We start from the raw sequence: 17333 nt of genomic DNA, 5'->3' as shown, positions 1-17333 counted from the left end.
TTGAGGCGCGCGATAAAGCTGCGGGGCGTGCCGTTGAATGAGGTGAAACTCCCCCCTACCAGCACCTTCCCGTCCGGCTGCAGTGAAAGTGACCTTACTTCACCGTTGAAGCCGGTGCCCGGGTTGAAGGAGGCGTCGAGCGTGCCGTCGGCATTGAGGCGCGCTATACGATTACGGGAAGAACCATTATAAGACGTAAAAGTCCCACCAACAAGCTTCTTTCCATCATTTAACTGGACAATTGTAATGACTGACCCACTGAAACCTTCACCCGCACCAACAACTACATCAGCCGTATTAAAACTTGCGTCGTTGGAGCCGGGAGTAGACTGAGCTTGTATAGCAAAAATGTTACCTAAGGCAATCCAAAAATTTATAAAACAAAAAATACAGATTTGCTTCTTAGTGAAATTTGCCAAAAGTATGAGAAAAACTTTTGCAACAGTAAATAATTGATTCATACCAACCGCTGTGATTAAGATTTAATTTGAGGATAATGCATCATAGCTGTGCTTAGAGATGCTTCTTTGTAATGCACAGTTAGGACCAAACTTATTGGTTGGACATAAGGGAGTAGAAAGGTTAACCAAGCAAACTGCTACAGCTCACCCTATACCCCAATATACTACATTATTGAATCATTTAAACATATACTTTACCTATACTAATAAAACCATAGGTAAAAGCAGCTATTCTCTGTGCCGAACCAGTGATAATTTTAGTATAGTACCTTTCGATTCTCTCTAACAACATCAGCAAGTACCGCATGGTGTTCAACTACTTCGACGCCCATGCTATCGGCCTTAGCCCAGCACACTAAGTCCATCTTTGGAGCGTCCGTCTCTACCTACTTCTACCATGAGGCAGTGATAGATAGCCTTCTATTGAACACAAACCTCTCTTCCTCATCAACATCAAGCTAAGCGAGGAGGCATTAGCTGGAAAAAAGGTGAGAAATCTAAAGCCCGAGTTTTAATTCCCCTACGGACTCCAACCACGTCCTAACAGCATATGTAGTGAATTGGAAAGGAGCATCAGCTAGTTTCTGTTAGCTTTAGATACTTTTATATATGAATATAATTATCTAATTAATTAAATTGCTTATAGTTATTCTCACATATAGAATAAGGCACTATGAGCAGCACCGGAGGTACTTTTCAGGACAAATTAGTCGTTGCTGGCGTATTCGCCATCATGGTGGCGATAACATTGATAACCCAGAAATGCGATGGAGCGGAAGCACAAGCTAAAGCATCGGAGGGGGCCGCTGTTATGTCTAAACCTCATACCCAGACCGCTCCTGTACTTATAAACCCTGCTGCGCCCGAACCTACATACGAAGAAAGGATAGCCGCTGAACTTGGGGAGATGTCTAAGGACATCACAAACACCAATATCAGCGTGTTCAGCACGTCTGATGATATCATGCTCTATATCAACAAACTCAATGCGGCAGGCAGGCAGGCATCACAGGCCAGCAGCTCGCCAAACGAGTCTTTAGCCAAGGCTGCCGCTGACCTACAGGAAGTTATCAAGGCAAGACAGCTTGAAGATTACCCGGTGTTGCGAGAGAAGTGGGTGGACATACTTCTCAGAGAAGCAGTGGGCGCTCAGAACATCTCAGTATCAGTTGGAGGTAAACGGAACACGGTACTGAATTTTACCGCTGGGCATAGTAGTGCATCCATGGATGGAGAGACTGTTCATTTTATCTATGAGGATGTGTATCGCAAGCTTAGGTTCAAGCAAGCGAACTATAAGTGGGACAGATATTATGCCTACAAGGTGAGAAGCCTCAATGATACTGATTTGATGAAGTAGGTAGAAGCTGGACGAATAAGAATACCATGTACTGGTGTTTACCACTCCGGGCGTCGTTCTCATGTTGGAGTCCCACCCTGCATAGCGAGCTTTAGCTTCTTTGGGTCAGGGGTGTACTGGTGTTTTTCCCGGAATTGGTCATCGATGACAAGAGTACGTCCGAGCACCTCCTCATATTTTCTACAAAGGTCTTCTTCCAGCACGAACTTGGCAACACCCGGAAGTTCAAATGCTCTCAGGTAGCCTCCACGCTTGTGTGTCCAGTTGTTGACAGTAGGCTTGGTTACCCCCAGTATGTCTGCGATAGTCTGGATTTTGTACATAGGCTGCTCGAAGTTGATGGCCCTTCCCCTGTTCTTCTTGATTGCCAGAAGCCGCTCGGTAATCACTCTGTCAGTGATTCTAAAGAGCTTATCCAGGCCCTTCTGGATGAGCTTCAACTCCTCTTCGTCTGAGTGTTTTCCACTTCGTAGTACCAAACGCTGGTCTACCCAATCGCTCATCAGCCACTCTACTTCCTTCAACTCAGCGTCTGTAGCCTCTGCGCATACGGTGAGCAGGTGCGAGTACGGACGCAGACTTCCTTCGAAGGCCCTGATGATTCTACCTATCTGGCGCTCCCTTACCTCCCGGTTGTTAATTTCATCGATATATCCCATATTAAGCTAACTTATTAGACCATACGTCTACGCTCTTCTGCTCCACGACCTGCTTGGCAAGTTTGACATACTTCGAGAAGTCCTTCGAATTGCTTGCATGGCCCGAGATTTCCTGTACTTCCAACGGGGTCATCCCTAACATCAAGAAGCTCGTAATCCCGCTCCTGCGCATGCAATGGGAGCTTATGAACTTCTCGGGCTTTACGAACTCGTAATGGTGCTGACCTTTCTTCGTGCGCACCCTCTTCACATCAGTATGCCAGTTGTTACCGATAATTTCCAATTGCCCCTCCTCCTTCAACTGGTCAAGGTACTTTTTAAACGCCTTGGCCATGTCCTTCAAGTTCTCGTTGAACTTTACGCTTGTGATGGTCGGCAAGAGTGTCCGATACTGGTGTCGATATTTCTCGATGATGGCCACAGCAACAGGGTTCAGCTTTATCCTGATTGGCTTCCTCGTCTTCTGGACTATGGTGTGGATATAGTACTCGCCATTCATCACCTGTAGGTCCCGCTCCGTGAGCCCCAACAGGTTCTCTACTCTTAGACAGGTAAACACGCCCATCAGGAAGGTGTCTCTCGTGCGCTCTATCTTTGGGTCCTCAGCAGGCATATTGCGCAGCAGACGAACCTCATCCGGGTACAGCACGAGTATCTCAATCTCTTCCTTCCAGACCTTCCACTTCTTGGTGTTGATGGGGGCTGGAATGAGACCAGTATCATAGGCCCAGTTCAGGCATGTGTTGATAATTTTCACTGCTTTACCGGTGTGGTTGTCGTAACAATCCAGCGTGTTCCAATAGTAGTCGCAGAGCCTGTGGTAGAAGGAGTCATCAATCCGGTCCCATTCCAATGAATGTAGCTTCTGGAACTTGTAAAGGTTGGACAGCACGGACTGGTAAGACTTTACCGTGTTGGTGGTTAACTTCACACCCTTGTCGTTCGTACGTGCGCCAGACTTGCTGTCAGCCACAAACTTCTCGAAGCACTCTATAAAGGTTAACTGCCGCTTCGCCTCCGGTGCTGCGGGCAGAGCGCCTGTCTTTACGAAGGTAGTTATCTCCTTGGCTGTTAGTTTTGGATAGTCGTCCAGTGCGGCTTGCACCTTCCTTGTCAGTTCCCGGATGTGTTTGTTCTTCTCATCGATATCGTCCAGACCACACGACTTGTGGAGTAGACCGCTGCTGTTCAGCCGGTCGGATTTGATTCCGACCGGTATACGGATGTGCTCTCTGTTACGGGAGGCGCAGATGTAGACATAGTTCTTGTAAATCTTGCTTTTCGCTATCAAGGCTTTCAGGTTTGAGGTTGGTTATTCACCACAGAAATTCACCACACAATCGTAAATTTCACCACAAAAATGCAAATCACCAAATTTTTGTAAAGTCAAAAATCATCTCTGGGTGTGCATATGCTGCGATTTATTACATTTTGTAAAACGAAATGCTAAGTTCGTGGTGGTCCCTTCGCGACCACAACAAGTAAATGAAAGCCCTTAAGATTCAGAATCTTAGGGGCTTTTTCTTTTTACAGGTAAAACATAGGTAAAACAAATTAGTTTTACCATCACCACTATACCTAACTTGGTTCATTTCATAGAGAACTAAGGCAGATTCTAGGCTTTATTAGATAAAAGTAGAGTATCAAAATCTCTTAACAATTATCTAGTTCTTTATTCACTTCATGTTCCCAGAATCTTATTACTTTCCATCCCTTATCCTCTAGTATTTTGTTGACTTCACCATCCCTTTGAATGTTGCGTTCTATTTTAGGTATCCAATATTCTAGATTTGTCCTAAGCGTTGCCTTTCTATTTTGCCAATTGTAGCCGTGCCAGAAGTCACCATCGATAAATACAGCTATTTTCTTCTTTAGGAATATCAAATCTGGCTTACCTGGAATTTGTTTTGTTCCCAATCTGTATCTTATACCTCGAGACTAGAGCGCTTTTCTTATCTTTAATTCTGGCTTGGTGTCCTTTGCTTTTACTTTTCTTAAAACAGATGAACTTTTTGGAGAAGTATAAAAACCTGCTGCTTCAGTAAAACGAGGAACATTTATAGTACCCTCTTCAAGAATTTTATGTCGTTTATTTTCCTTCTTCATATTTTTTGCTAAAATCCTTAGTTAATTATATGGTTTTACTATATTTGACAAAATATGTCCAGAAAATACTTTCCATGATAACTAAGGAAACATTTGGTATGCTTATTAGAAAACTCAGGGAAGAGCATAAACTCCCACTTCGAAAAGTCGCAGCTGTGCTTGATATAGACCCATCTACTTTATCAAAAATAGAACGGGATGAAAGAAGTGCAAATAAGGACATGATAAGTAAATTAGCTGAATTATTCACTGTAAATTCTAATAATCTTAGCATCGCTTTTCTGAGTGATAAAGTAGTAAACGAATTAATTAGCGAGAATTGCTCTAATGAGATTCTACGTGTGGCTGAAGAAAAAATAGAATATATAAGAGCACAGAGTGCACAACAGGGAAAGATTGAATTTTGAGATATGGCAATTAAAAAAAATTATTCAACTGAGGAGGAGATTTCAGTTCTAGAGGATGGAAAGCAATTACAAATAGATTACAGTGATTTAAAAGTCGAAGGGAGAACTTTAGAAACAACTGCTATACTAGAAGAACTTGATTTTACTTTTAAGCATAAAGGGTATACTATAGTAGACAAATTAAAAGATGGGTTTAAAACTGATATAAAAGCGATAAGTTTTTTCAGTGGAGCAGGAGGTTTAGACATCGGCAGCTGTTTAGCAGGTGTAGAAGTAATCTCAAGTATGGACTTTGACGCTGATTGTGTAAAAACATTATCTGCTAATCCATTGTTTGAGAATGCTCACATCTCTCATTCTGATATAAGCAACATAAAGGGCAATGATTACAAAAATCTGCTCAAGAAGGTTAAACCTAAAAAGTTAATCCTTATAGGCGGCCCTCCTTGTCAGCCTTTTTCAAAGGCTGGTTATTGGGTAGGCAACAACTCCAGATTAGGCATCAATGATCCTCGGAATATGATTGGGGAATATTTGCGCATTGTAGAAGAATTGCAACCTGATGGCTTCTTACTGGAAAACGTTGAAAGCTTACTACACCCAACCAACAGAGTCGCTGTCGACTTTATCATTGAGCGCATCAATCAACTTGGCTATCATTACACTTTAGTCCGGGCCAATGCAATTGATTATGGAGTACCTCAAAAGAGAAAAAGAGTCTTTTTTGTAGCATCCAAAAAAGCTTTCCGAACAACCGAGCCTGTCAAGACTCATGGAAGTGATGAGGAGAGATTATTAAACCCTAACCTACTTCCTTATGAAAGAGTGGTAGATTGGATTGGAAAGTTTGATACCCCAGATTTTTTTGAGAGACAGGAGACTACTGACAATGGGACTTACCATGAGGAATTGGGACAGGTACCCCCAGGAAAGAACTATATTGCCTTAACAGCTGCTGCAGGTTATCCGGATCCAAAGTTTATAGCTCAAAAGAGATTCTGGAGTTTCTTACTGAAGCTCCACCCAGAGCGCCCATCTTGGACAGTAGCTGCGCAGCCAGGTCCATGGGTAGGTCCTTTCCATTGGAAATCGAGAAGGTTGAGAGTGCCCGAAGTCGCGGCAATACAGACTTTTCCAGAAGATTACGTTTTTGTTGGATCTAGGAGATCGATACAGAAACAAATAGGTAATGCAGTACCGCCTCTATTGGGAAAAGCAATGGTAGAATTCTTAATTAGCAACATATAATGAAGCCAAAGATAGTAAGCATATTTTCCGGAACTGGGGGAATTGATTTAGGATTTGAGAGGGCTGGATTTGATACGGTTTTTGCTTCTGATATTTGGAGCAAGGCATGTGAGACATTAAAGTTTAATTTCCCTAATGCTGAAGTTGTTTGTGATGATATAGTGAACATAGATTTCCTTAGGCTAAAGCGGGAGCACGGGATTATCGATGGACTAGTAGGCGGCCCTCCTTGCCCTCCTTTCTCCAAGTCTAGATTCTATAGAGTTGAAAAAGAGAGGGGCATTGAAGATGAGGATGGATTTATAACTGTTTCTAACTATTTCCGTGCAGTAGAAGAATTAAATCCGAAATTCTTCTTTTTTGAAAATGTACATGGATTCGTTTACAAGCCCCATGCTGCTGCACTTGAGTATCTAAAGACACGTGCCCAAGAACTTGGTTATAAAGTAATTTATAATGTAGTTAATGCTGCAGATTATGGGGTGCCACAAACAAGGGAGAGATTTATTTGTGTAGGATTGAAAGAAGATTTGCCAAACTTTTCTTATCCTTTACCAACGCACTACAACCCAGAGAAAGCACAAGGAGAGATATTTAACTTGAAGCCATGGGTCACTTGTGGTGATATACTGTCTGATATAGATTTTAATCTACCTGAGGACGAAAAGATGCAGGCAGGCTCCAAGCATAAGGATTTGCTAAAGCTGGTCCCTCCTGGGGACAATTATCTTTTCTTTACAAAAGAGAGAGGCTATCCTGACCCAATATTTGAGTGGAGATCACGCTATTGGTCCTTTTTATTAAAGCTTTCGCCAAACAGACCCTCCTGGACCATCCAAGCTAGTCAGTCTAACAATATGGGTCCATTTCATTGGAAGAATAGATTCCTGAGGATACAAGAGATTAAAAGGATTCAGACCTTTGACGATGATTATGTAATGCTTGGCACTTATAAGGAGCAATGGAGGCAGGTAGGAAACGCTGTTCCACCAAAGTTAGCAGAAGTATTTGCTAAAGAGTTGATGCGTCAAATCTTTAACCAGGAATCTAAAGAGAATAATAAAATTGATAACTATGCCTTATCGGTTGATAGATAATCAAAGCAATAAATATGGTTTCTATACAGGAGAAGCATTTACGGATTACGATGCATCATCAGTACTTATCCCATATTTTATTGAGTTATTCGATAACAAAGTATATATTGATGAGACTTCGGTTAGAAAAGGACGTGGCAATAGAAGTGAGAAACTACTTAAGCTAACCTTTAGTACTTCTACAAATCAAGAGCAGTATATTTATTTATACTGTTTCCAAACTGAGAGCGGGGGTCGATGGAGACTTATAAATAATGGACAGAATGAGGCGAGAGTACAGTGGAGGGCAAGTTGTCAATGGGAGCCAAGCCTAAGTAATAAAGCTGTTGCAAAATCATTCGCTGATGGTTTATTGAAGGGGGAAAGCCTTGAGAACAAAAGATGCTTCATTTTATCTGTTTACCGGCGAGACGAACTAGACAAGGATATAGTCATCTCAGGGATATATCCTACTCAGGCTCAGGATGTAGAAACTAGAAGCACAACAAACAAGTCAATTCAGTACAATTACAGTGATATTCAAAAAGCTTATAAAGAAGGGATTTCAATAACTCATAAAACTAACGATCACCTCGTAATCCACTTTAAGCCAAGCTTTTTAAGTTGGTATCTATTGAATAGTGATAAGCTGCACGCATTGGATGAATACCAATTTAATGAAAACTTAAAAGCAAGTAAAGAAAACCATGCCCTCAACATTTCAGACCAATTCTTAGACAAGTTTACAGAGCAAGTGCTTGAAGGAAGAGATGTAAAAGATAATTATGCTGCTAAATGGATAGTAGGAGCAACTCAAAGTGAAGAAACTTCCAATGACACTCATTTCAACCTGCTCTTAACGGAGGGGAGAATGTTGGAAGCGCTTCAATTCTTAATTAAAGAAAGGGCATCTAGGGGACAAAAGGTAGATATTATCCAGGCAAAAAGAATCGTCCAAGCCAGATTTATAAGTTTAAAGGATGGAAAATAAGACAGCTGACCATCTAGACCAGGTTTCAATTAAGTTTAGACCAGGTGCATATGGCGTATATAGGAGCATGAAGAATAAAGCTTGGTTTGCCTTAGCTGAGTTCGTAGATAATGCCTTACAGAGTTACCTTGATAATAAAGAGCAACTTCTAGCTATCGAGGGCGAAGGCTTCTCCTTTCATATTTCCATAAGAGTCAGTTTAGAGGAAGATTCTATAACCATACGAGATAACGCAGGCGGTATAAGCTACCAAAACTTTATTAGGGCATTTGAGCCAGCAAACATACCTCTTGATAATACAGGCTTATCAGAGTTCGGTATGGGAATGAAGATTGCCTCTATTTGGTTCGCAGACAAATATATAGTAAGGTCTTCAGCCCTTTCAGAGGATGTTGAAAGGCTGGTAGAGTTTAATCTTGCTAAGGTGATGTCAGAAGAGAAGGAAGTACTGGATGTACAATTAAGGCCGGTATCTCTAGACAGTCACTATACGGAAGTAGTGCTTCACGGACTTAGCCACAATGCCCCTGCGCGAAAACAACAACTGACAAAGGTAAAAGACCATCTTGCGAGCATTTACAGAAAGTTTCTTAAAACGGGAGAATTAACCTTGTCATTCAATGGAGAGCCTTTAAAATATGAAGAGCCAGAGATTCTGTATGCCCCTTATGCTGATACTCCAGATGGGCCTGCTAGATTATGGAAAGAAGAAATCAATATAGTCACAGAGGATTTCTCAGTTGTTGGCTTTGTTGGGCTACTGAAAGAGATGAACGCAATCAATAGCGGCTTCTCACTTTTTAGAAGAGGCAGGATCATAGAAGGAAGCCACGATGAGAAATACCACCCACGAATATTAAGTGGACAAGCAGGCTCTCCAAGAGATAAAAGGCTTTTCGGGGATCTTGAAATTTCAGGTTTAAAAGTTTCTTTTGATAAGGGTAGCTTTCGACAAGTAGAGGAATTAGAAGCAATACTAGAACTAGTGAAGGAACAACTGGCCTTCTCAGATCACAATTTGCTTAGGCAGGGGGATAAGTATAGGAAAGTTACTCTCAATAAGGAAGCTAAAGAGAAAATTGTAGCAAAAGTTACTGAGAAATTAAAATCTAAATCAAAGCAAAGAGAGGCTAGAATAAAATTGCAGGAAAACGTTAATTCCTTAGAAGCTGAAACTGAAGAGAAGATTGCTACTGCGGAAGTCTCAAACGTGCTCCAATCTTTTGTAGGAACTGTAACGGAAGAGTTCGAAAAGGACGGAAGGGATTATGTTTTAAACTTGCATGTTGTTCAAAATCCAGCAATTATAAACCTGTATGAACTTACTTACAGTGAAGACTCAAATTCCAACTCAATTATAATACATGCTACTATAAACTTGGATCATACTTTCTTTGGAGAGCACAATATATTTCTAAACCCTGATTCTTTTGAACCTATCATTGCACTTCTAAAAGCGCTTATTATTTCTGAGGTGATTTCATTATCACAAGGTACAAAATTTGGAGGAAACATTCGTCTTAATATGAATAAACTATTGACCAACTAGTAAATGGAAGAAATAAAAATATTAGGTGCCGTTGAAAAAAAAGGTGCTGACCATATATGGGAAGTATCTATAGGACAACAGGCACGCGAGTTGGCAAAAAGGCAGCAAAACTTAGATGAGGATGAGAGGCAAACTGTACTAAGTGAGGCGGCTAAACTATTAGAAAAATGTGCTAATCCGAATGGTGGTAGCTGTGCATCCACAGGACTTGCGATAGGATATGTGCAAAGTGGTAAGACTCTATCATTTACAACACTGACCGCACTTGCTAAGGATAATGGCTATAGGATTGTAGCAGTGTTAGCGGGTAGCGGCAACAATTTGTTAGACCAAACTACAGATAGATTAAAGAAAGACCTTTTAGTAGAGGGAGAGAACAACCGTGCCTATAAAATTTTCTCAAATCCCGATATAGCTAAAGGGGACCATCGGACAATTGCAAGAGCTCTTACGCTGAAGGACAAGCCGCTTATTATCATAACACTTTTAAAGCATTATAAAAGGATTGATAACGTATGGACGGCATTAGAATCCTCTGAAGTGAAGGCAGCTTTAGAACATAACGCTGTATTAATCATAGATGATGAGGCAGACCAAGCAAGCCTCAACACAATGGCGTGGAAAAACAGCAAGTCAGATGATTGGGAAGAGGATGAATATAGTAAGACTTACTCAAGCATCAGCAGACTAAGAGCCGCTTTGATAAATCATTCCTATGTTCAGTATACGGCTACTCCTCAAGCTCCTTTGCTCATCAGCATGATGGACCTGATGTCCCCAGACTTTCATGTTATTCTTACGCCTGGAAAGCAGTATACTGGTGGAAAAGCGTTCTTTAAAGAGTCGCGAGACGCTGTTTGCATCATTCCGGAAGAAGAGGTCTTCCATTTTAAGCACAATAACCTAATAGACCCTCCTGAGAGCCTTTTAAAGGCTTTAAGGTGTTACTTTATCGGGGCAGCAATACAAGTTAGGCTTCTTTGCAAGAAGAACTTTGTTAGCATGATGGTTCACGCAGATAGGGAGAAGGATGCGAGTAGAAAGTTTAACTCTTGGATAGAAAGTATATTAGAAAGTTGGATCGCAGCATTTTCACAGCCAGGCAATGATCCGATGAAGGTTGAACTCCTATTCTCTTTCAGACAAGACTTTGCAGAATTTAGTCGGAATCCAGCATTTTCTCATATCGTTTTTGAAGAGTTGATGGAGGAAGTGATTGAAGTTTTGAAGGACACAAATATCGAGTTAGTAATAGAAAACAATAATAGTATACATTGGAGTAACAGTAGTTCACATATCCTTATAGGTGCTGATAAGCTAAACAGAGGCTTTACAGTGGAAAATTTGATGGTTACCTATATGCCAAGGTACAGTATTGGAAAATCAAATGCAGATACTATACAGCAGCGTTGTCGCTTCTTTGGCTACAAAAAAAAGTATCTTAACACATGCAAAGTTTTCCTACCAGAGAACTCTAAAATTGAATATGAGCAGTACATTGAACATGAAGAGGCACTTAGAAAGATTCTTTCAAAGCAATCTTTACAAGAATTCTCTCGTCAAATGATTTTAGATGGATCTATGAATCCTACTCGGAATAATGTTCTTTCCAAATCGTTGGTACGGAATAAGATGAAAGGCTGGAGACAGTTTAACGCTATTGGGCATGCAGGAGTTAATAAAGATTATGTGAATTCTTTCATTGAACAGCTAGAGTGTGAATTTTACAGTTTCAAAGAAGAGGTTGAGTATTCTTCAGATACAGAAGACCGAACACACCGAATAGCAAAGGTACCACTGGTAGAACTCATCCAATTCATCTCCGACTTTAAGCTTACTAATGTTGCAGACATCTTAAGGAAATCAGCTACCATTCAATATTTGACTTATTGGTTGGATAACGGTATAACACAGTGCTCAGTAGTTCAAATGGCCTATAATAACAAGACAGGCAGAGAAAGAAAATTACTTGATAATAGTGGTGTGCTAATGATTAATAATATCTGGTCAGGGAAAGACACTCGAGGAAGTGCTGTATACCCTGGAGATAAAGAAATCAAGGCTGGAGATGAGATAACTTTACAACTTCATTTAGTAAAACTTAAACACTTAGGCTCTAATCATCATAACAAAACTATCTACACATTGGGGCTTTTCTATCCAGAACACTTAGCACTTGAGTTTGTTGGACAAGATGAGGAATAGCGAGTTATTGAGAACCCTGGACAGGCTAAGGTCTACTTTACCTGCCCCTGGACAAGGAACTTTTGCTGAAGCTTTTCCTGGATTTACGCATCATAAAATAGCGATAAATGAGCATGGGGAAGTGCTTGTGTTAATTAGTTCTGCCAACAAAACTTCCATAAAACTACATTCTGTAAAGCTTGAACTAATAGAGGTTGCCTATAATCAACTATGCCTCATATCTACAAAAGAACATGCTGCATCTAAAACACATTTTACAGTACTTAGATTAAAATCCCTAAATCAGCATTTTCAGGAGTATTTCCTTGGAATTTGCAAGTTGATTATGCAAAATTTATCACCACTGCCTGTACTAGAGGATGTCCAAGTGGAGGTTGAGAAACTTTTGAAAATGTTTGATAAGGCAAATAGAACTGCTAGAAAAGCTATTCAGGGGCTCTTTGCAGAACTCGTACTTATAAGCGCTACTATCAATAAACAGCAGGCTATATATGCTTGGCATGCTAACCCTAATGATAGCTTTGACTTTAACTTTAATTCATTTCTCGTAGAAGTAAAATCAAGTGCAACGAATGAAAGAAAACACACCTTTTCAAATGCCCAATTGCACAATCATGCGGGCAGCATTTCAATTTATGTAGCGTCTTTGATACTGTTGCAAAGTGATGAAGGCCTTTCTATATTAGACCTGATACACAGCATAGAAGATGATGGCATCACTTTAGATGCAAGATTGAAGTTGAATGATATAGTATTTGATGTACTTGGGGAATCCATCACTGAGTTAGACAATATTCGGTACAATCTAGACTACGCACTTGGCTCATTAACCTTTTATAACTTGTTGGATGTACCGCGGATTGAACTAGAGCATATACCTCCTAATATTGCTCACTTAAAGTACGAAGTAGATTTTATAGCTATAAAAGAGGATAGTTCCTTAACAGGAGTACTCATTTAATTCTAATCATAAACTTTAAGAATAAAGCTTTGCCGAAAATCGCAAAACATACAGGTGAAATAGTCATAGGTAATGATTACAATTTTACAAATCCAGATACCTATTTTGAAAATTCATTAAAGAGCAACAATTGGACTTGCTTAAGGAAGCACACTGGGAACAGTGGTTATTTCTGTTACACCCTCAAACACCCAAAAGAAGGCAAAGAATATACATTGCATGTTTATTTAAAGCCTGTAAAATGGCGATCTGGTAGGTCTGAAATTGAAAAGCAGCATCAGATGGGAGCAAATGTTGATATGAGGGGGTTTGATGCACCTCAATCTGAAACAGAAAGGACATTGGCTTTAGGCATATATGTTGATCCTACTGATACAAGCAAATTTTTGATATGTGCATGGGGAGCATTTGAGTGGGGGCCTAATAAAGGAGTTAATGCATATAATTATAATATAGATGTAGAAACCCTTTCGCAGGGTTTTATATATGACTTCTCTAAAAGATTTAGAGACGGAAAAAAAGTCTTTGCATTCAAGCCCGAACTAATACATTATTATATTCAAAATGCAAAAAGCCTACATGAAGGAAATCTCGAACCGGCAACTATTCCCCCTACCATTGCTAGTATTAATCAAGAAGTTCCGAGAAACAAGATTATATACGGTGCACCTGGAACTGGTAAAAGCTTTGAGTTAAAATCTCAAGCATCTACCAATGGCTTCAAACCGGAAAACACTACAAGAGTAACGTTTTACCCTAATTACTCCTATCAACAATTTATTGGATCTTATAAGCCTGTTCCAATTTACAAGGTTGCCTCAAATGATGGAATTAAATTATTTGAAAGCGATAGAATCACTCCTCTTAGGACTCCACATGATAAAGAGCCGCTCATAGATTACTCATTCTCTCCTGGACCATTTATAGACTTGTTAATTAGAGCTATACTGAATCCAGCCAATGATTACTTACTTATTATTGAGGAAATCAATAGAGCAAATGTTGCTGCGGTCTTTGGTGATGTTTTTCAGTTACTGGACAGAAGTAATGAGGGTGAAAGTGAGTATGAGATATCATTTAATAGAGATGTAACCAACTATTTATATAGTAAAGGGATTGATGGCAATAATATAAAGCTACCAGCTAACTTCTTTATTTGGGCAACTATGAATAGCGCGGATCAAGGTGTGATGCCATTAGACTCCGCCTTTAAAAGGAGATGGTCATTTGAATTCTTACCTTTAAATGCCAAGCAAAACGATATACTTGAGAAAGAAGATGTCATATCTTTTCAAGGTAAAAGGTACGGTTGGAATGTCTTTAGAGAAAAGCTTAATAATAAGCTCAAAGGATTGGGAATTGCTGAAGATAAACTGGTTGGGCCATTTTTCTTGAATAGTCGGGAGCGCCAAGATTCAGATGTAATAAAAAATAAGCTACTGCTTTATTTGAGAGATGATGTGTTAAGGCATAACCCTGAATCTTTATTTAATAGTAAGTCGTTTTCCGACATTATTAATGATTATGCTAATGGTGATGTCTTTATAGGTGATTTTGATTTTCCTAAACATCTAACAGAGCCTACCGAAGAAGCTACAGCAGAGCCTACTGAGGAAGCTAGCAGTAGCATTAATCATGACGCTGAAGCACCAAAGCCCCAATAAGCTACTATTTATACTACAATAATTTAGGAACCTTATTCCTGATGCATCAATTTGATAACTACACCTTTTTTGTAGAACATGAATATCATCCGAAAGAGATTTTCTTAAAGTGTTTTGATGGCAATCAGTTGTGGTATGAACAGTTGCTGGAAGAACGCTATTTAAAGAGAAGCAAAAGTTCAGGTGATATATCTTTCCATTTCGTGGGCGTTATATCATATAAGAACAATGTTATCTGTGTCTTACCTAAGTATTTCTGCACCAGCATTTTAAAGGACAAACCAAACGAATTAAATCTTAATGAGATTGCCCTAATAATTAAAGTACTAAAAAGGGCAGGGAAAACTGATAAGGTGACTCCTGACTTTTATAACATAAATTCAAATCAAGATTCCTCTTCATCAGAGTTAGTCTTAGCAGATACCATAATTCGCGATTACCTAGAGCATGGTTTCTATCAAAAAGAAATAGAAACAGTAGGCATTAGTCAAGAGGGTGAAGTAAACTGGGACTTAACAGTTGACAGCTTGAATCCTATATTCTCAAGGGGTTTCCCAGTATACATAGACACATATTCCACAAGCCATGTCAACGAGCAATATTATTTGATAACAGAGATTCATAAATGGGCTATTTTTTCAAGTATTTCGAGATACGGTAAAATACTAGATTATCATTTCTCATTTGACGAAGATCACGTAAAGGACATACTTGACTTAGGACAGATTGAATACTTAATTAGTGTATTAAGAAAGGAGTTATCACAAGTTTATACAGACCGTAGAATTAGCTTATTAAAGAAACTCATAGCTCTTATTTCTGCTAGCTTTCTCTATCAAGAACAAGGCTTACAGCTTTATGGTACTGGTTATTTCCACATAATTTGGGAAAAAGCATGCAGTACTGTTTTCAATAATAAGCTATCCAATTATCTAGATAGCATTCCATTACCAATCTGGCATGACCTGTTAGGGAACAGCATTAAAAAATCTACGCTTATCCCAGATATAATTTCGATAAACGAATCTCACTTCTTCATATTTGATGCAAAATATTACATAATTAATTTTAATACAGAACTTAAAATTACTTTAGACGGAAATCCTGGAATTGGTGATATAAGTAAGCAGTTTTTATATGAAATAGCGTTCAGTAAGGAGAAATTTGATCAAATACACAACTGCTTTCTCTTCCCTAAACTACAGGAAGCTTTCTTTAGCATCTTTGGTTTTACAACTCTTGCCCTCTTTCCTGATAAGAGGATTTGGAACATAAGTATCTCACCAAATAAACTCTTCATGAATTATTTAAAGAATCAAACAGAAGGTGAAACTCAATTAAGCAAGATTGATACAAGGATAAAATCTATAATTGATAAAGCGTAAGTTTTGTTATTTAAATCTGCCTATTTTAAAACAGCATGCCACCCATGCTCCTTCTCCTATAACAAATAGTCATAAGGATAAAAGAAATCTGGATAACAAAGTGCTATAATCACTGGCGCCGTTGGTTTTGTGTGGCTCATCTTCTGGTTCCTTCTATATGAAGTACCCGCCCGCCACGCCAAGCTGACAAAAGCGGAGTTTGACTACATCCACAGTGACGTGGAGGACACGGCGGCAGTGGCAGAAGAGACCGAATCTAAAATATCCTGGATGAAACTACTGGGATTCAGGCAGACTTGGGCCTTCGTACTGGGCAAGTTTTTGACAGACCCTGTATGGTGGTTTTACCTGTTCTGGTTGCCTGACTTTCTCAACAAACAGTATGGCCTAGAAGGCACTGATATTGCTTTGCCGGTGGCCCTAGTATACACCATGTCTACCATTGGAAGTATAGGCGGCGGCTGGTTACCGCTCAATTTCATCAGAAACGGCATGAGCGTTTTCAAGGCGCGCAAAACGTCGATGCTCCTATATGCTTTGCTGGTGTTGCCAATCGTTTTTGCCCAGCAGCTGGGTCAGGTTGATATGTGGCTGGCGGTCTTCATTATCGGGGTTGCAGCTTCTGCGCACCAAGCCTGGAGTGCCAATATTTTCACTACCGTATCGGATATGTTCCCCAAGAGGGCGGTGGCCACCATTACAGGTATAGGCGGCATGGCTGGCGGCTTGGGAGGCATCATGCTCTCAGCCTTAGTGCAGAAACAGATGTTCGTCTATTATGAAAGCATCGGTCAGATAGAAATCGCCTACTACATCATGTTCTTCATCTGCGGAGGCGCCTATTTGCTTGCCTGGGCTATTATGCAGCTGCTGGTGCCAAAAATGAAGCCCATAGAACTCTGATTTATGGATTCGTGTAAAAGGGCTTCCCAACGGAAGCTCTTTTTGTTTCCTACAAAAGGTGATTGCGGCATCTGGCAGCCTGCCTGAACAAAAATCGACAACCGTTCACTCTGCCTTTCGATTCAGTTCCCGCGGCACCCGCCCCTTTGAAATCGTCCTGTTACGCATTGAGGCCACCACCGTGGAGACGCCTCCTGGTACGCTTTCGGATACGAGAACATCCCTTTACAGCAGGATAAACGGCCAGCTTCTGTAAAAAGAAAAACCTATCGCTAGGATAGGTTTTTGATTCTATGGGAAACTACAACTGCTTCGTTCTTTGGTTTTGCGCGGCTGCCACTATACAGTTCTTGCACAG

The 17333-nt window shown here is 40.1% G+C and carries 16 protein-coding genes; 11 read left to right on the top strand and 5 right to left on the bottom strand.

Annotated features, from left to right (window positions below; translation table 11 throughout):
* The coding region (locus B051_RS20865) for a delta-60 repeat domain-containing protein (protein ID WP_033316645.1) at window positions 1–461 on the bottom strand (461 nt) is incomplete at its 3' end.
* A 673-nt stretch (window positions 462–1134) separates the two neighbouring features.
* Here B051_RS20865 and B051_RS0104580 point away from each other — a divergent pair.
* Window positions 1135–1821, top strand: coding sequence for a hypothetical protein (locus tag B051_RS0104580; protein ID WP_018477002.1), 687 nt, complete (start codon window positions 1135–1137; stop codon window positions 1819–1821).
* Between the two features lie 59 nt (window positions 1822–1880).
* Here B051_RS0104580 and B051_RS0104575 read toward each other — a convergent pair whose 3' ends face one another.
* From B051_RS0104575 to B051_RS22790, 4 genes are all read right to left on the bottom strand, one after another.
* Window positions 1881–2480: a hypothetical protein gene (locus B051_RS0104575; protein WP_018477001.1), complete on the bottom strand. Its 600-nt coding sequence runs from the start codon at window positions 2478–2480 to the stop codon at window positions 1881–1883.
* Between the two features lies 1 nt (window position 2481).
* On the bottom strand, window positions 2482–3771 hold the full coding sequence (locus tag B051_RS0104570) for a phage integrase SAM-like domain-containing protein (protein WP_018477000.1): 1290 nt from the start codon (window positions 3769–3771) through the stop codon (window positions 2482–2484).
* Window positions 3772–4133: 362 nt separating this feature from the next.
* On the bottom strand, window positions 4134–4409 hold the full coding sequence (locus tag B051_RS22795; RefSeq protein ID WP_281163452.1) for a very short patch repair endonuclease: 276 nt from the start codon (window positions 4407–4409) through the stop codon (window positions 4134–4136).
* 9 nt (window positions 4410–4418) lie between these two features.
* On the bottom strand, window positions 4419–4586 hold the full coding sequence (locus B051_RS22790) for a very short patch repair endonuclease (protein ID WP_245539577.1): 168 nt from the start codon (window positions 4584–4586) through the stop codon (window positions 4419–4421).
* Window positions 4587–4660: 74 nt separating this feature from the next.
* Here B051_RS22790 and B051_RS0104560 point away from each other — a divergent pair, with 74 nt between their 5' ends.
* From B051_RS0104560 to B051_RS20845, 10 genes are all read left to right on the top strand, one after another.
* Window positions 4661–4993: a helix-turn-helix domain-containing protein gene (locus B051_RS0104560; RefSeq protein WP_026236189.1), complete on the top strand. Its 333-nt coding sequence runs from the start codon at window positions 4661–4663 to the stop codon at window positions 4991–4993.
* A 3-nt stretch (window positions 4994–4996) separates the two neighbouring features.
* Window positions 4997–6241 (top strand): DNA cytosine methyltransferase, encoded by a 1245-nt coding sequence (locus B051_RS0104555; protein WP_018476998.1) that lies wholly within the window; start codon window positions 4997–4999, stop codon window positions 6239–6241.
* Window positions 6241–7338 (top strand): DNA cytosine methyltransferase, encoded by a 1098-nt coding sequence (locus B051_RS0104550; RefSeq protein WP_018476997.1) that lies wholly within the window; start codon window positions 6241–6243, stop codon window positions 7336–7338. The genes B051_RS0104555 and B051_RS0104550 overlap by 1 nt, the downstream gene beginning before the upstream one ends.
* Window positions 7316–8308: a hypothetical protein gene (locus tag B051_RS0104545; protein WP_018476996.1), complete on the top strand. Its 993-nt coding sequence runs from the start codon at window positions 7316–7318 to the stop codon at window positions 8306–8308. Before B051_RS0104550 ends, B051_RS0104545 begins: the two co-directional genes overlap by 23 nt.
* The gene (locus B051_RS0104540) at window positions 8298–9857 is read left to right on the top strand and encodes an ATP-binding protein (protein ID WP_018476995.1); all 1560 of its coding nucleotides are present in this window, start codon (window positions 8298–8300) and stop codon (window positions 9855–9857) included. The genes B051_RS0104545 and B051_RS0104540 overlap by 11 nt, the downstream gene beginning before the upstream one ends.
* A 3-nt stretch (window positions 9858–9860) precedes the next feature.
* A complete protein-coding gene (locus tag B051_RS20855; protein WP_018476994.1) occupies window positions 9861–12062 on the top strand; it encodes a Z1 domain-containing protein in 2202 nt (733 codons plus the stop codon).
* Window positions 12063–12069: 7 nt separating this feature from the next.
* Window positions 12070–13023 carry a PD-(D/E)XK motif protein gene (locus B051_RS0104530; RefSeq protein WP_169336193.1) on the top strand — a complete coding sequence of 318 codons (954 nt, stop codon included), beginning with the start codon at window positions 12070–12072 and terminating at the stop codon, window positions 13021–13023.
* Window positions 13024–13052: 29 nt separating this feature from the next.
* On the top strand, window positions 13053–14687 hold the full coding sequence (locus B051_RS21915; RefSeq protein WP_018476992.1) for an AAA family ATPase: 1635 nt from the start codon (window positions 13053–13055) through the stop codon (window positions 14685–14687).
* Window positions 14688–14728: 41 nt separating this feature from the next.
* Window positions 14729–16072, top strand: a complete 1344-nt coding sequence (locus tag B051_RS0104520) for an LlaJI family restriction endonuclease (protein WP_018476991.1) — start codon at window positions 14729–14731, stop codon at window positions 16070–16072.
* A gap of 105 nt (window positions 16073–16177) precedes the next feature.
* Window positions 16178–16975 carry an MFS transporter gene (locus B051_RS20845; protein ID WP_083919418.1) on the top strand — a complete coding sequence of 266 codons (798 nt, stop codon included), beginning with the start codon at window positions 16178–16180 and terminating at the stop codon, window positions 16973–16975.
* The last annotated feature ends 358 nt before the right edge of the window (window positions 16976–17333 follow it).

The organism is Pontibacter roseus DSM 17521, from assembly GCF_000373265.1.
In the GTDB taxonomy this organism is placed as follows: Bacteria; Bacteroidota; Bacteroidia; order Cytophagales; family Hymenobacteraceae; genus Pontibacter; species Pontibacter roseus.
The sequence above is the reverse complement of the archived record's forward strand: the minus strand, read 5'-3'. Positions and strand labels throughout refer to the sequence as shown.

Bases quoted from the DNA above. Each gene is read 5' to 3' on its own strand.
- B051_RS0104560 (WP_026236189.1), top strand. From the start codon at position 4,661: ATGATAACTAAGGAAACATTTGGTATGCTTATTAGAAAACTCAGGGAA.
- B051_RS0104550 (WP_018476997.1), top strand. From the start codon at position 6,241: ATGAAGCCAAAGATAGTAAGCATATTTTCCGGAACTGGGGGAATTGAT.
- B051_RS0104580 (WP_018477002.1), top strand. From the start codon at position 1,135: ATGAGCAGCACCGGAGGTACTTTTCAGGACAAATTAGTCGTTGCTGGC.
- B051_RS20855 (WP_018476994.1), top strand. From the start codon at position 9,861: ATGGAAGAAATAAAAATATTAGGTGCCGTTGAAAAAAAAGGTGCTGAC.
- B051_RS0104520 (WP_018476991.1), top strand. From the start codon at position 14,729: ATGCATCAATTTGATAACTACACCTTTTTTGTAGAACATGAATATCAT.
- B051_RS0104540 (WP_018476995.1), top strand. From the start codon at position 8,298: ATGGAAAATAAGACAGCTGACCATCTAGACCAGGTTTCAATTAAGTTT.
- B051_RS0104545 (WP_018476996.1), top strand. From the start codon at position 7,316: ATGCCTTATCGGTTGATAGATAATCAAAGCAATAAATATGGTTTCTAT.
- B051_RS0104555 (WP_018476998.1), top strand. From the start codon at position 4,997: ATGGCAATTAAAAAAAATTATTCAACTGAGGAGGAGATTTCAGTTCTA.
- B051_RS22790 (WP_245539577.1), bottom strand. From the start codon at position 4,586: ATGAAGAAGGAAAATAAACGACATAAAATTCTTGAAGAGGGTACTATA.
- B051_RS0104575 (WP_018477001.1), bottom strand. From the start codon at position 2,480: ATGGGATATATCGATGAAATTAACAACCGGGAGGTAAGGGAGCGCCAG.